Below are 15387 nucleotides of genomic sequence, written 5' to 3'. Positions count from 1 at the left end.
CCACCCCCACCCACGCAGAGATCGACGCCCTGGAGACCGCTAGGCACGCAGCACTCACCGCCCGCCGCGACGAACTCACCGCCGAACTCCGCCGAGCCCAGGCCGACGGCGCGGTGACGGACGACCAGGACCTGGAACTACAGGAACTACTGGACGCAGCCCGCACCCGCCTAGACGACCTACCCCGCCCCGACCTCCTGGACGTACGCCAAGACCTAGACACAGTCCGCGACCGCCTCCCCGCCTACCGCCGCGAGGCAACCGCCCGCATCCGCGCCCGCCTGGACGCAGCAGGACTGGACCACGCCAGACGCCCCCAGATCCTGCGTCACCTGGACGCGGGGGAACTGGCGACGGCCGCAGACCTCGTCTACTTCCTGGAGATCGGCGAGGACGTCCCGGAGATCGACGCGGGGGAGTGCCACTTGACGGAGTTCTTCCCGGCCGTGCCGGATGGCCTGCCGAAGGGGATCGACGAGGAACTAGTCCGGATGGTCCGCTCAGGGGGACGCCACCCCGCCCTCCCGGTCCTCGACTACGGGCACCTCTCGCCCGACGAGGCAGCGCTAGCGGCGAACGCGCTGGAGGAGTGGCGGGAGGTGGGGGCGGCGGAACGGAAGGAGCGCAACAACGCCCCGGTACGCCAGCAGGTGCTGTCCGCGCTGAAGCTGCTCGGGTACGACGCGAAGAACGCCCGCCTCCAGGAGAACCTGTCCCCGGACAGACGCGAGTACCGCTTCTACGACGCGATCGGCGTGGAGGTCAACGGCCGGGCGGAGGCGCCCGCGTTCGGCTCGCAGATCAAGGAGCGGGGCGGCAGCCTGAGGGTGCTGGTGCTGTGGGGCCGCCCGCCCGCTGAGGTGGTCATGAGCCGGGCCGCGCAGGACCCCAGCGGCTCGGCGCTGGTCGTCGTCTGCTTCGGCGTCCTCGGCCGAGACGCCCGCGCGGAACTCGCGGCGGGCACGAGCCGGCTCCAGCCGCTGCTGGTCGTGGACGACGCGGCCCTGGCGTACCTCGCGGCGCGCGGAAACCGGCAGGCCGCCACGACGACGCGCATCCTGCTGCCCTTCTCCGGCGTCAACCCGTACATCAGCGAGAAGCGAGGCCAGATCGGCGCGGAGATGTTCTACGGCCGGGACGCGGAACGCCGCAGCATCCTCGACCCGCGCGGCACCCAGGTCATCTTCGGCGGCCGGGGCCTCGGCAAGTCGGCGCTGCTCAGTGACGCGGGGGAGCGGTTCGAGGAACAGCGCCCGGGCTACCACCAGTCGGTGCACGTCAACCTGGACCACGAGAACATCGGCAAGGGCACAGCGCTCGGCCCGGAGGCCCTCTGGAGCGTCCTGAACCGGGTCCTGACCAGGGCCGGAGTGCTCCCGGACCGGCCGCCGAAGGGCCGTCGATCGGCCAGGCACACCACGGAAAAGCCGCAGGAACAGGTCCGGGAGGGGATCAGGGCCTGGCTCGACGGGGACTCCCGCCGCGGCCTGCTGATCCTCCTCGACGAGTGCGACCAGTTCTTCGAGGCGGACGCCCCCCGCTTCGAGCAGACGAAGCTGCTGAAGGGCCTCGGCTCCGGCACCAAGGACCGCGCCAAGGTCGTCTTCGCCGGACTGCACTCGGTGCAGCGGTTCGCCAAGCTCGCGAGCAACGGCCCGTTCGGGCACCTCGCGCAGACGCCCACGGTGATCGGCCCGCTGGCCCCGCAGCACGCGGCCGACCTGCTGGTCGGGCCGATGCGGGCGCTCGGCTTCGAGTTCGCGAGCGTGGACCTGGTCAACCGGGTGCTGGGCCACTGCTCGTACCAGCCGTTCCTGCTCCAGATGTTCGGCCACCGCCTGGTGGAGGTGATGCACCGCAAGCGGCGGCGCGGCGCGGAGGGACCTCCGTACGCCGTGGAGGCCGCTGACGTCGAGACCGTGGAGGCGGACACCGGCCTGAAGGACCGCATCTCGGTGGCGTTCAACGACACGCTGGCGCTCGACCACCGGTACGACGTGATCGCCAACGTCCTCGCCCACCAGGCCCACCACCACGGCCTGGAGACCCGGCTCAGCGACGCCGAACTGCGCGAGGAGTGCGAGACGTACTGGCGGGCGGGGTTCCGGCAGCTCGACACGGAGGGCTTCCGCGCCTACCTCTCGGAGATGGTCGGCCTGGGCGTCCTGGCCCCCAACAACGACGGCCAGGGCTGGCACCTGCGCGGACCCAACGCGCTGCGCATGATCGGCGGCTCCCACCGGGTCGACGACCGGCTGATGCGGGCCGAGCAGGACTGCGAGCTGAAGGAGAGCATCGTCCTGGAGGGCAGGCCGGAGCTGTCCGACGGCCGTCTCGCCCCGCTCACCGTCGCCCAGCTCGACGACCTGCTCGGGCGGCGGGCGAACCAGACGAGGGTCGTGCTCGGTACGCCCGCCACGGGGATCGCCGAGGTGAGCCACACCCTGCACACGGTCACCGGCCGCATCGACGGCTGGGTGCTGCCGCCGGTCGGCAGGCCCGCGGCGTTCAAGCAGGCCCTCACGGGCGGCAGCCCCGGTGAGCGGCGCGTGGTCGTCGACGACCTGGCCTGGCACGAGAACAGCAGGGGCCGCAGGGAACCGGTGAAACCGGAAGCCTGCCGCGCGGCCGTCGACCACGCCGACAGCCTGGTCCCCGTCACCCCCGGCGTGACCCGCTCGGTGGTGATCGTCACCGACGCCGCCCACCTCGCCCTGTGGCGCCCCCTGCTCATGGGCGAGGAGCGCACCTCGGCCGTCCCCGTGGTCCTGCGCCGCCACGACCGCCGCGGCCTGCGCGACTGGGCCCAGCGCCAGTGGGCGGAGACGTGCACCACCGCCGACCGGCTGTACGCCCGTACGGGCGGCTGGCCGCTCCTCGTCGACCGAGCACACCATCTGTACGGCGAACTCCGCGACGCCGACGAGGTGTTGGAGCGCCTGTCCGGCCTCCTCACGGACCGCTCGTGGGCCCGCGACTTCGTGACCGCGACGGGCGTCCTGGCCGATCCCGCCCTCGCGGCGGGCTACCACGCCGTGGACGCGGGCCTCGGTGACGATCCGGCCGACACCGAGGCCGTGCTGACCGCCCTCGTCTGCCAGACGGACGACGAGGAGGAGGCGCACTGGGTCCTCGCCTGCCTCGACGCGTTGCAGGTCTTCGACAGGGAGGACGGACAGCTCCGGCTGGAGCCGGTGCTCCGGCAGTGCGCCCGGCTCACCGGCTGACGAACCGCCCGCCGGGCGGCTTGCCGACGTACGCCTGCCGGGCGGTCACCCTGGACACGTTCGTGCGCGTCCTGCCGCCCGCGTCCGGCTTCGGCGCGAACTGCCCCAGAGGGGCCAGTTCGCGCCCTCCGACGTGGAGAGGTACAGCGTCCTGGTGCCGGGGAGGCGTTGGGGCAGCGCGGATGTCGCAGCCGTAGCCCCCCGCTCGCGAGCCTGCCGAAGGCGACCACCCCGCCGTTCCGTTCTTCGCCGAACTCCCCGGCCCCACCCGGACGGTGGCGAGTTCGGCGGGTCGGGGACACAGCCGCCGCCCTGCCGGTTCGGGTTCAGGCCCGCCGTCGGTTTCGTCGAACCCATCAACGCCCAATTGAGTTGTGCCCAACTCCAGTGCGGATGCTGCTGCTTGAGGAGGGCCTTGCCGCCGGGGCGCCGAGCTGCGGCACCGACTCGCAGAGGCCGCCCGGGTCCTGACGGCCCGCCACCACAGCTTCCGCGTCGAGGGACGTGATGCCGCTTCGTACGGTGGCGGCGTCCCGTACATTCGCCCTGACGCCCGGGGCCTTGCCCTGATGGATAGAGGATGACACGGGGGCCGTCGCGCTGCTGCGGCCTGCTCGCCGCCGAACGCGCCCCACCGCCGGCCCTGTCAAAGCGGTCACCTGGGCTGGTACGAGACTCGCTCTTGTCCAACACCCAGGCAAGGTACCCCCTGCGAGAACCCGTCGACGGTGTGTCAGCTGCTCTCGTGCGTTACCAGGCGCGGGAAAGCGTAGTCGGCCACGACGGAGCCGTACGGCTTGAGCAGCGGCTGAAGCTCCCGCTTGACGAGCGCGGCATCGGCCTCCGGCAGCTTCAGAGAGGCTCGGCGCATTCGGACACTCCAGCTGCGGGGTTCGGGGAACACTTGCAGGTGGTCGACGAGGTCACGGAGCACCACACCCTCCCTGAAGGGCGTCAGGCCGTGGATGCGTAGATCGCAGCCCTCTGTGAACCGGCGTTCCTGAAAGGTGACCGGTTCGTCCAGCGTGCTCACCTCACTGGTGACGGTGGCCAGGCCGATGACCCGGCCGAGGTCCCGGGTCGGATTCCTGAAACAGCCGCGGGTCGTGTACAGCAGCACCTCGTCGCCTTTTCGCAGGCTGCGGGACGAGTGGATACGGCCTGCGGGGAAGGCCATCCGCCGGCTGCCCAGAACCCAGGCGAGGGGTTCGTGGGCGCTGATGATCAGCAGATGGGTGGCGTTGCCGGGTGAGGTCATGGGGCGTGGTTCCTTCCCACGGTGGTGCGGGGGTGATGGGCGCGGCTGGTCACATGGCCCTCGGCGGCCTGCGCAGCGACTTGAGTTCTTCGCCGCTGCGGGTGACATGCCAGAAGGACCACCCGTTCACGCTGGGGTTCCGGTCGGGATTCACGTCACGGATCACGGCCATGGCCGCTGCGCTGGGAGAGGCGTGGACGGTGCCCGAGCCCGGTCCCTCGGTGATCGTCAAGGCCCGGGTCGCCGGGTCGAACAGGCCCGAGACGCGGACGCCGCGATACGCGGCATGCACTCGGACCTCGGGGGGCGGGCTGTCGACTTCCTGGGACGAACTCCACGACTCCACCAGGCGGCTGATCACGTCGGCGGGGCTGCACTCCATGACGCGGGCCGCGAAGACCACTTTGCTGTGGGTCAGATCATCAAGGTCAACAGTAGGCATGTAGCTATTAAGCGCTATTTAGTGCTTGCTTGTCAAGCCATAGCTCAGCCGAGGCACAGCGAAACCTGCGGGGGCGGTTCGCCCCGCGGGTTCCTGTCACTCTGTTGTGCATGGACATCGGAGCATTCATCGCCGAGCGCTACCGCATCCGGCGCGCTGTCGGGCGCGGTGGCATGGGGCAGGTCTGGCTCGCGGACGACGAGCACCTCGGCCGGACCGTAGCCGTCAAGACGATGATTCCGGCAAAAGGGCTGACGGATGCGCAGATCGCCACGGACGCAGCGCGATTCGAGCGTGAGGCCAAAGCCGTGGCCGGACTCGACCATTCCGGGCTGGCGGCTGTGTACGACCTCGGTGTGGAGGCCGGTACGCACTACCTGGTCATGCAGTACGTCCAAGGGGTGGATCTCGGCGACCACATCGCGGAGCATGAACAGCTTGTCCTCGATGAAGCGGCGTCCGTCGGCGTCCAGATCTGCTCCGTGCTGGCCGCTGCGCATGCCTGCGGGGTCGTTCATCGCGATCTCAAGCCCGGCAACGTGCGCATCCGAACCGACGGTGTCGTCAAGGTGCTCGACTTCGGTGTCGCCGCACTTCTCGACGGCGACGCCCAGAAACTGACCACGACTGGCGAACGGCTCGGCAGCTTTCTCTACATGGCACCGGAACAGGTGACGGGCGACCCCGTTGACGCACGGACGGATCTCTATGCGCTGGGCTGCCTGATCCACGAGATGCTCACAGGCCGGCCGGTCTTCGAACACGAGTCCTCGCTGGCGGTGCCCAGTCTCCACGCCGAGGCCGAGCCGCCGCCGTTGAGACACCTGCGCCCTGACGTCCCGGAGGAGATCGAGACGCTCGTGCTGGAACTCCTGGCGAAGAAGCCCGCTGATCGGCCCGAGCACGCGGGCCGGGTGTACCAGCGCCTTGCTGCACATACACCTGCTCCCGGCGCACCGGAGAACGCCCTGGCGCCCTGGGCGGAAGCCGATCCGCGTCGGCCTTTCCTCCATCCCATGGCTCCGGGCGCCCATCCTGTCCGGCAGTGGTCGAGCGGCAGGTAGGAAGCGGTTCAGCGGACCTCGGGCGTGGGCCGCTCCTCGGCCGGGCTCGACCGGGGGGACGGCACTTCCTGGGTGCCGGGCGTCATGGACGGGTCATCGAACGGCTCGGGGGCGGTTTCGACTCCTGGCGCTGCGGAGGTGTCAGGGTCCGCGTCGACGGCTGAGTCGACGGCGTCCCCGCCGTCCTCGCTCATGGTCGGCAGCACGTACTCCTGAGCCAGCCCTGCCAGATGCAGAGGCAGCGGCAGGCTCAATGCGTCCGGCAGATCCGGGGCCTGCCTCAGCTGGTGTACGGCCAGCGCGAGAGCCTCCGGAACGTCTCCGTCGGCCTCATGGCACCCCAGGACGGCCAGCTCCACCAGGCCCGGGTTCCAGGCCGCCTTGTCGGTGTCGATGGTCACGTTGCCCTTGGTGTTGACGCGCGGTGCCAGTTTGTCGGCGGCCACCGACAGTTTGAAGGTGCGTGCCTTCGGCGTCGTCGACCAGAACACACGAGGAGAGTCCGCCTCCGGGTCCGTCCACAGATGGGCGGCCAGACCGTTCGCCCCGTCCGGGTTCACCGCCCACCACTGGGCGGTCTCGCGGTTGCGTGCCGTGCGCACCCGGACCAGGCGCAGATCCGGGTCGAGCCGGCGCGCGGGGGCGTGGCCGTCACGGAACTTGTCCGCCACCGCATTGCCGTCCTGGAGCCACGTCCAGTGCGAGCGCATGTTCTGTCCGTGCGCCATCAGCAAGGTCGGCGTGCCGCGGAGCGTACGGCGCACCCGCTGGAGCCACTCCTCGGTGGCCTGGCGCTGTTCCCTCATGTCCGTCCACCAGGACGGCCGTACGGGCAGGGCATCGCCGTCCCGTGGCGCCGGCACCGGACCCGAGGGGACTTCGCACTGCCTGGTCAGCCGCAACAGCATCACGGGGTACGGGACCCACTTGCGCTCCACGTCGTCCCACCCCTTCACCCGGGCGAGCCCTTCACCGGACGGCACCGGAGTGACCAGCACGGCGACCGGCACATGGCCGGCCCACCGGGTCCGGCTGCGCTGGTTCTTGCGCACCATCCACACCGCCGCGTACCGCAGGTCCTCGGGCAACTGCTCACCGAGGCTGTGCTCGGGGTGGACCCGCACTCCCAGTTGCCGCAGCCCGTCGTCCCACGCCTTGGCAGCGCGGAACTCCTTGTTCTTCTCGCTGTTGTAGCCCTTCGCCTTCTTGGGCACGGTCATGAACTGGGTCAGGACCCCGGCGTCCGCACATCCCAGCCGCAGCGCGAACTTCGCATCGTGGTCGGCGGACGTGAAGTCCTTGGCCCGGTCGATCTCGACCAGCGCGAGCGTCGGCACGGCCGAGGAGAACCCCTTCTCCCTGAGGAAGGCGGCAGTCTCCCGACGGCGGGTCCACAGGGCGGTCGTGACCGCCTCCCGAGAGTGCCGGTTGCCCTCGGGCAGAGCCAGGTCGTGGCCGAGGGACCTGGTCAGCCGATGGCAGCGCAGACGCACGGTCACCTCGGGAGACTGCCACTCCAGGGTCACGGTGCCGTCGTACGCCTCTGCGGAGGCCGGCCTGCCGCCGTCGCCCTTGAGGTCCAGATGTGCGGTCAGCGCGGCGATCGCCGTGTCCCGCATCTCGGGTGTCTGCCACAGCAACAGGGCGTCCAGCGAAGGCAGTTCGCCCTGAGGCCGGAGCGGGGAGAAGTCGCGCACCGCCAGCGCCGTACCTACTCGGCGGGCCTCGGCCCGCGAACGCTCCTCCTCCGTCTTCGCCGGCTCCTTCGAGGACTCGCGACGTGGGTTGGCCGGTGTGCTGCCGGCCAGTCGGGTGCGCACCAGCGCGGGCACCGGGCGCAGTTCCACGGGCAGGGCCTGGAGGGCCCATTCGACGATCCGCGACCTCTGATTCGTCATCAGGCCGGCGCCGACCTCGTGCGAGCCCATCGCCGTGCTGTGGACGACGGCTGCCCGCATGCCGTTCGTCAGCCATCCCGTCGGATCGGTCAGGACGGCCTCGGCGTCCGGGAACGACTCCGTGAGGGACATGCCGCGCAACATTCCGGCAGGGCCGCCACCCACCCAGTCGTGCCCGCCCTTGCTCCACGCGAGCCGCGCCACCGCGAACCGGTCGCTCGCCGGAGCCCCCGGCAGCCACGGCACCCGGGGGCGCAGCAATACCGTGGTCCGGCGACCGTAGGGCAGATACAGCCGCTCGGTCCTGGCGCTCACCCGGGTCGCGTACCGGCGGATGTGGCTGTGCACGTGGAAGCGCGGAAGAGGGTCGAAGGGCACTGTCTGGAGCGTGATGTTGAGGACGACGGAATAGAACGAAGGGGTTCCGCGGTCTCCCGGGAACTCCAGGGCCTGGGAGACGAGTTCGGCACCCTGGTCGAGCGGACCGCGCGGCATGGCCCGGAAGCGGAGCTGCCCGGCCCCGTGGTCGTAGGGCTCCAGGGCGAGGATCCGGCGCGCCAGCCAGTCCGTGGTCAGCTGGAACTGACGTGGTTCGGGAGCGGCCGTACCGCCGTCGGTGGGCCGCTGGTGGCGCAGCAGTTCCACGGACACGCCCTCCTGCCACCGGGGAGGGTGCTCCAGCAGTGCGGACCGGGTCTCGGCGAGCAGGGAACGGTGCTCCGGCTCGGGGCGCAGGTCCTTCAGCCAGGAGCCGAGCAACCCCTTCAGCGCCAGGTCGGGCAGGGGGTCGGGGACGTCCTCCGGCGCGTACAGCCAGAAGTCCGTGCCGTCCTCGCGGCGGGGGCGGGGCCGGACCAGGACGTCGGGTGCGAGAGCCTGGACGACCTGGTCCATGCGGAACGTGGGAACGGTCTCCAGCGGCTTCTGCCGTCCCGCGTTGCACAGGTTGAGCAGCGCACCGGTCCACTCCTCGGGGAAGGGCAGCGCGCGGTACCGCTCGACGACGGAGGCATCGGCGGAGACGGGAACGGCGGCAGCGGTACGGATGGAGGTGTAAGGGCGTGCCATGGCGAAGCCTTTCCGAGGGTGACAGGCAGGTCAGTCCGTGTGATGGGTGATCGTGCGCAGCGCCTTGAACAACGGCGCGTACAACAGCCGGGCGACCACGGGGTCTGCCGGGTCGGGGCAGTCGGAGGGCGGGGTGCCGTCCGCGAAGTACGGGGCGAGGACGTCCCGTAGACCGGTGAGCAGACCGTCCTCGTCGGGGAGTTGCGCGGGACCGGCCCCCGGTGCCAGGAGTTCGGCCGTGCGCGGCGCGAACCGCGCGTCGACGAAGACCACTCGGGCGGGCACACCGCCTCGCACCAGACGGCCGATGACCTGCCAGATCGTCACGAGCTGGTCCCAGGCGAAGGACTTCTTCTCCGGCGGGGACAGCCGGGAGTAGATGTACCGCCGCGACAACAGGCGTCGCCACTCCCCGCGGGCCACGTGCCGGAAGGCGAGCCCGGCGTCGTCCAGCTGCGGTGCCGCCATCGCCAGTTTGCTGAACGTGCCCTGTGCCAAGCCGGGTTCGTCGCGGGTGAAGCGGGTCGCCCAGTTGTTGACCGCGAACACCGCGAGGGTGAGGTCGTCGGGGCGCGGATGCGGCCTGGCCAGGAAGAGGGCTGTGCCGAAGGCGGCGTTGCGCTGGGAGTTGAGGATGTTGTGACCGCGTTCCACGGCCATCAGCGGGGCGACCAGGATCTCTGCCTCCGGGTCCTCGGCGAACGTGGCGAGATCTCCCCTGCGCAGTGCGGTGGCCCGTTCCTCCTCCGGCGGGGGCGGCTCCGACCCGGGGACGGCCTCGTCCAGCTCGGCGTCGTCGGCGGCCAGGACCCGGACCCGGCCGTGCCAGCGTGGCATCGCGTGCAAGGTGTCCGCCGCGAGGGTCGCCTCCTTGTAGCTGCCGACCAGGAGGATCGCCCGCCGGCGGCGAGGGTCGGTCACCTTGGCCAGCTCGTCCTCCAGCGGGCTGGGAGCGCCGCCCAGGCCTTTCTGCCCGAGCCGCTTGACCATGGCCTTGCACGCGGTCGGCCGGGCTTTGGGCTTCGTACCCGACAGGCTCAGCGGGCGGCCGTGGTCGTCGTACAGGAATCGGGTGGTGAACTCCGTTTCGCTCACCGCTTCCAGCGACCGGCGCGACGGCGTGAGTACCGCGCCGACGGGCGCGACGAGGTGTGCCCGGGTCGAGGTGCCCGCCCAGCTCGTGCCGGACATGAGGATCACGTGCGGTCCACCGCGGCCGGAGCCCGGGTCCGCTCCCACGTCGGGGAGCGCGAGCAGGAGTTCGCGGCCCACACCGGCGCACCGGAAGAAGCGCAGGGTGCCGCTGTGCTGGCCGTCGGCGTTGCGTTCCTGGTCGTCGGGCAGGTACTGGAATCCCAGGACGTTGCCCATCGGGGCCTCGGGGATCAGCGGGGCGTAGTCGAGCGGCGGCCGCCTGGAGAACTCGTTGCCGGTCGAGTCGAGCCGCAGCGCCGCCTCCACCTGCGGCCACAGGTAGACCAGCTGCTCCAGACGGTGGTCGAGGGCGCTGAGGAGCAGCATGAACTCCAGATGCTGGGCGGTCTCGTCCAGCCACCTCGTATTCTCGGCGTTCTCGGTGTCCTCGGCCTTCTCGGCCATCGGGGTGTCGGAGAGCAGAAGGCGCAGCACGGTCAGGACGCGCTCCCGGGTCTCCGTGGGGGACAGCGTGTTGAGCAGGTCGTGGGTGAGGCGTACCAGGGCGTCGGTGACGTTCCCGTAGGGACCGTGGCCGCCGAGGGGGTCGTCGCGGAAGGCGTCGAAGCGTCCGGTCAGCTCGGCCCGGCGCGTGTCCTGGTCAGGCCCCGGCGATTCGGGTGCCGGCGGGTCGTCCTCGTACGCCTCGTAGAGATCGGACTCGTCGGCCACCCCGTCCGGGACCCCCGAGTCGGAGTCGTCGAACCAGGAACGCATCAGCTTCTCCTGGAGGGTCCACGGGCTGAAGTACTCGATGTCGACCCACTGGTGCAGGTCCGGCTCGGAGATGAGCCTCTTGTAGAGGCGGTCCGCCGCGGCGTGGACCACGTTGAGCGCGGTGGACCAGCGCTCGATCTCCTTGTCGGTGAGCGGCAGCCGGCCCTGCCGGGAGATCTCCTCGACACGGTGCGTCTGCACCTGGTCGAGCCAGGAGTCGACATCGGGGCGGACGAGGGTCGCCGACGGCGCGAAGATCTCGTCGAGCCTCATCTGCACCGAGTCGGCCTCGTCCACGACGATGATGTCGCTGCGCAGACAGGTGAGTTCGAGGTGGCGCAACCGCTCGTCACCGAGGTGGCGCGGCACGGCGGACTGCACGAGGCTGGCCGGGTTGGCGACCCAGATCACCGAGTCGACGAGTTCACGGGCGGCGCGGTGCCGGGGACAGACGTACCAGGCGGGGCAGCCGTGCGGGGTGCCCTTGATGTCCGGTGAGCCGGTGCCGACCGTGCCGGAACGTCGCCGTCCGGGCTCGTAGGGCGCGGGGAGGGTGTCGTCCTGCTTCTCGTCCTGCGTGGCTTTCTTCTCCGGGTGGAGCGAGGTACACGGCGCGTCGGCGAAGCGCAGTGGCTCGCCGGCCTCGGTGCCGCGCAGCGCGTCCAGCACGCAGACCGTGCTCAGGTGGTCGAAGCCCGGGTCGTCGTGGTCCAGGAGGTTGGGCTTCCCGCGCGAGGCGGCGCGGCGGTGCAGTCGCTGTACGTGGGTCTCCCGTGTCGTCAGGCCGAGCACAGGGGTGGCGGCCAGTCCGAGGTCACGGAACAACGTGGTGAGCCGGAGCTGTTCGGCGACGTCGCCCACGACGAGGGTGGTGCGCAGCCGGCGCTGATGTCTGGCCCCCCAGACGGCGAGCAGCGTCATGAGGGTGGACTTTCCGGCGCCCACCATGCCCGCGAGGTGCAGCAGACCGTCGAGGCGCAGATCCCCCTCCGCCGAGAATCCGAGCCCGTCGGGGTCACGCGGCAGGATGTGCAGCTCGGCGAGGCGGTTCTCCCAGTGGCCGGGAGAGTCCACCTCGTTCTCCTGCTCCGTCGCGTCCATCCAGCGTGCTGTCTCCAGGAGCGCGGCCCGGCTGATGCTGAGGGGCCTGCCGGTGCCGGGGCGTCCCGCCTCCGGTTCGTGGCCGGGCCCCGGCTGCGGCTTGAGCCACTCCGGGAGAGTCACCGACGTGGGCCGCCGCCGGTCGATGAAGGTGGCACGGCCTGCCGGGGCCAGAGAGAGGGGGTTACGGGCGAGCGGAGGCAGCGCGGTGAGAGCGGTGGCGTAGACGGCGAAACGGTCGGAGGCGACGGACGGCTCACGCCGCCGGGCGGGCGCGCCGGGCGACGGGATGTCGAAGGCACGGAACCGGTCGGGAAGAGCCTGGTAGGTCTCCAGCGCCAGCTGCCAGGTACGGCGCCTGCGCAGATGCCACAGAAGATGGCGGCTCGCGGTGAGTGTGACCTCGTGTTCAGGGGTGGTGACATGGCCGCGGGCCCGGGCGAACTCGTAGCCGCCGAACAGGGTGTAGGCACCGGCGGGGGGCTCGTCCGGGGCGATGCGTTCCAGGACCACCAGAGCCAGCTCCACCTGGCAGAGCAGGCTCGGTTTCACCTTGCCCAGTTCGGACGGCACCTCGTCCCACAGCCGGGACAGTTCGCGGGTGATGGATCTGTGCCAGCTGTCTCGGTCACGCATCGGTGGCCTTCTTCCCGCCGGGCGCGAGACGGTTCTTCGCGCGGGCGACCAGTTCGGTGTCGGTGAGCAGGGGGTGGTCGGCGCCGGCCGGACGGTTGCGCTGGTAGGTGGCGACATATCCCGGCCGGTCGTCGACACGGTCCTGCGGTACCACCCAGAAGGCTTCGTCGTACGGGGGTTCGCGGCGCACCGGGTGGGCGGCCCGGCCGAGGAATGCCGGGTGGGCCCAGTCCTTCACGTCGACCGCCCACACATGACCGTCGGGGAACGTGATGTGGATGTCGTACGCGTCGTAGGCGGGCCACATCCGTACCGTCAGCCCGAGGGCGAGGAGCTGTTCCTCCAGGGACACCTCGGCCTGGCCGGGGCCTGTCACGAACTGGCGCAGCGGCCGGTCCAGCTGGAGCAGCCGTCCCGTCTGGTCCTGGGGGTGCCGGCGGCCCACCGGTGGCCGGCCCCGGCGGCGGCAGCGGTCACGTTCGCACCACCAGCCGCCGCCCTGGAGGGGGGTGAGGAGCGTACGGCAGCGTCCGCAGGCCGTATAGGCGCCGTCTCGCAGGTAGCTGTCGGGAACGGGGTGGTAGATCAGGCCGAGGAGGTCCTTCACCGGGTCGAGCACGTGGTCCGTGGATACGGCCCACTCGTCCGCGGCGGTGAGCAGGGGCCGGGTGACGAGGAGCCGGCGGAACTCGGTGTAGGAGTCCTCCTCGCCGTGCTGGCGGCACAGCCGGAGCGCGGTGTCGATGATCTCGCGGTCGTAGAGTCTGGTCGCGCTGTCCGGGAACTGCTCCGCCCACTCGTGGCACAGTTCGGTGGGGCGGGAGGAGTCCGGGTCGAGCAGGAGGTCGTCGGGGCCGACCGCCTCGTCGGGGAGGTCCACCGGCCAGTCCGCCACGGGGCGTTCACGGCACCACTCGACCAGCTCCGGCAGGCTCCCCGGCGGTTCGGCTCCGCGCTCCAGGCAGGCGAGCACCGTCCGGTCGAGCGCGCGCTGCACTTCGGGGTGGTACGGCAGGAGGTGTGCGTCCGGGCCGGTGGCCTCCCCGAGGATCGTGAGCGCGGTGGCCAGCGTGCGCATCAGGGGGATGCCGCGATGCGCGGACCAGTCACTCGCGATCACCGGTTCTCCAGGTGACTGCGGCCGGCCGAGCAGTGCGCCAGTACGTCGCAGCCGGAGCAGGAGTCGCCGGGCTTCGGGGCGTACACCTCGTCGACCGCCCAGCTCTCGGCGAGGCCCGCGACGATACGGCGGGCCTCGGCCAGGGTGTCCGGGTCGCCGGGGTCGACCTCCTCGCACCGGGAACGGTCCCCGTACAGGACTTCGAGTTCGACCCACGACCGGCGCGGATCACCTCCAGGCACCCCGGCTGCCATCATCAGCGCCGCGAAGGCGAGCTGCGGGTACGTCTCCATCAGTTCCCGCCCCTCCCAGGGGGGTTTGGCGGAGGTCTTCGTCTCGCGCCAGATCCAGCCGCCGGACGAGGTGTACAGCAGGTCGGGGTCGGCGATCAGAACGATGTCGAGCTGGGGGTCGTACAGCGTCAGACGCGGTTGTACCCGCACCTGCTCCGTGTCCGCGAGACCGTCGAGGGGGCAGTCCCGCTGGTGCGCGGAGAGCAGGGCGAGCGCGGTGGGCGACTCGGCGGGGGCAAGGCCGGGGAGCGTGTCCGGTAGAGGGGTCGAGGCGCAGCTTCCCGCTGAGTGCTGGACGTTCAACCAGTGGTCGACCGCCCGGCCCCTGCGGATCGGCTCGCTCTCCGGGGCGCCGGACTTCAGATGCAGTACGCGGGTGAGGTGGAACTGCGCCGGGCAGGTCGCGTGGACGCGTAGGTCGGTCGTCGAGACGGACCGGCGCGCCCGAGGACGGCGGGGGCCAGGCACACCCAGGATGCCAGGTGCTCGCCGGGGCAGTTCACAGCCGGTCAGGCTCTCGCACCGTACACAGCTGGAACCCGGGTTGAGCCGGTCGTCCTCCACCACCCGGCTCAGCACGGGCTTGGCCTGTTCGGTGAAATGCCGCTCGATCTCCTCGGCGTCCCAGTCCGCGAGGACCTTGTGGTCACCGTGGCCGCAGCCCACGCCGACGACGCGGACGCGGTCAGGGCGGACGGTGCTGCCTTCGACCTCGCGGAAGATGTCGCCGAACGCCGAGCGGGATGGCACGCCCTTCAGGGCGACCGCCGCAGCCTCTGCGAGTTCGGCGTCCGTGCGGTCCTCCTTGACCGAGTTGACCGACAGCAGCCACAGCTCGCGCTCCGATCCGTCGACGCAGGCGTATCGCCTGCCCCAAGCGGTGCGTTCGTAGCGGGTCGCACCCCGGGCGTCCGGGGTGTCGTTCCGGGCGACGGCGGTCCACTGGGCGCGCACGGGCACGGTGGCCGGGCGCCCCAGCGCACGCCGGAGCGCCTCCTGCTCGTCGCGAGCCCGCAGATAACGGCGAATTGCCGTTTCCGCCCAACTCGCGTGGCCTGCGTGGTACTTGTTGTTTCTCCGGAGCCGCACCAGTGCGTCCTCCAGATCCGCTCCTTCGTGCTCGACCGCGTCCAGGACGTTCATGACAGGGCCGAGCGCGAAGTCCTCGACCGGCTTGCGCCGTGAGCGCTCGGTGTCCTGCCGGACGAACGGCCGGGCGCGCAGGGCGTTGCCGCGGGGGCAGTCCTGAGGGTCTTCGCGGAGGAGGGGGAGGGACGTGCGGATGAGCCGGATGTCGCCGTCGGTCCGGGGCGGCGGGAGCTGGAGTGACACGAGCACCCCCTGTGGGCGTGGTGGCGAGATGGTCGAC

The 15387-nt window shown here is 71.0% G+C and carries 8 protein-coding genes; 2 read left to right on the top strand and 6 right to left on the bottom strand.

Annotation, left to right across the window (positions count from 1 at the left end; all coding sequences use genetic code 11):
- The coding region (locus AOK24_RS17555; protein ID WP_478078769.1) for an nSTAND1 domain-containing NTPase at nucleotides 1–3227 on the top strand (3227 nt) is incomplete at its 5' end.
- 733 nt (nucleotides 3228–3960) lie between these two features.
- On the opposite strand, the gene AOK24_RS17550 is transcribed toward AOK24_RS17555, so the two are convergent.
- Both AOK24_RS17550 and AOK24_RS17545 read right to left on the bottom strand, forming a co-directional pair.
- Complete coding sequence (locus AOK24_RS17550; protein WP_055721017.1) at nucleotides 3961–4485, bottom strand: hypothetical protein; 525 nt, start codon at nucleotides 4483–4485, stop codon at nucleotides 3961–3963.
- A 49-nt stretch (nucleotides 4486–4534) separates the two neighbouring features.
- The gene (locus AOK24_RS17545; protein WP_055721016.1) at nucleotides 4535–4927 is read right to left on the bottom strand and encodes a hypothetical protein; all 393 of its coding nucleotides are present in this window, start codon (nucleotides 4925–4927) and stop codon (nucleotides 4535–4537) included.
- Between the two features lie 110 nt (nucleotides 4928–5037).
- Here AOK24_RS17545 and AOK24_RS17540 point away from each other — a divergent pair, with 110 nt between their 5' ends.
- A complete protein-coding gene (locus tag AOK24_RS17540; protein ID WP_055721015.1) occupies nucleotides 5038–5991 on the top strand; it encodes a serine/threonine-protein kinase in 954 nt (317 codons plus the stop codon).
- Between the two features lie 8 nt (nucleotides 5992–5999).
- On the opposite strand, the gene AOK24_RS17535 is transcribed toward AOK24_RS17540, so the two are convergent.
- The 4 genes from AOK24_RS17535 to AOK24_RS17520 are packed head-to-tail and all read right to left on the bottom strand — an operon-like array spanning nucleotide 6000 to nucleotide 15350.
- A complete protein-coding gene (locus AOK24_RS17535; protein WP_055721014.1) occupies nucleotides 6000–8957 on the bottom strand; it encodes a pPIWI_RE module domain-containing protein in 2958 nt (985 codons plus the stop codon).
- A gap of 30 nt (nucleotides 8958–8987) precedes the next feature.
- Nucleotides 8988–12605, bottom strand: a complete 3618-nt coding sequence (locus AOK24_RS17530) for a pPIWI_RE_Z domain-containing protein (RefSeq protein WP_055721013.1) — start codon at nucleotides 12603–12605, stop codon at nucleotides 8988–8990.
- Nucleotides 12598–13725 carry a pPIWI_RE_Y domain-containing protein gene (locus AOK24_RS17525; RefSeq protein ID WP_055721012.1) on the bottom strand — a complete coding sequence of 376 codons (1128 nt, stop codon included), beginning with the start codon at nucleotides 13723–13725 and terminating at the stop codon, nucleotides 12598–12600. Before AOK24_RS17525 ends, AOK24_RS17530 begins: the two co-directional genes overlap by 8 nt.
- Nucleotides 13722–15350, bottom strand: a complete 1629-nt coding sequence (locus tag AOK24_RS17520; protein WP_063799471.1) for a PD-(D/E)XK nuclease family protein — start codon at nucleotides 15348–15350, stop codon at nucleotides 13722–13724. The genes AOK24_RS17525 and AOK24_RS17520 overlap by 4 nt, the downstream gene beginning before the upstream one ends.
- Nucleotides 15351–15387: the final 37 nt, after the last annotated feature.

Origin of the sequence: Streptomyces niveiscabiei, from assembly GCF_001419795.1 — a bacterium.
Classification (GTDB): Bacteria; Actinomycetota; Actinomycetes; order Streptomycetales; family Streptomycetaceae; genus Streptomyces; species Streptomyces niveiscabiei.
The sequence above is the reverse complement of the archived record's forward strand: the minus strand, read 5'-3'. Positions and strand labels throughout refer to the sequence as shown.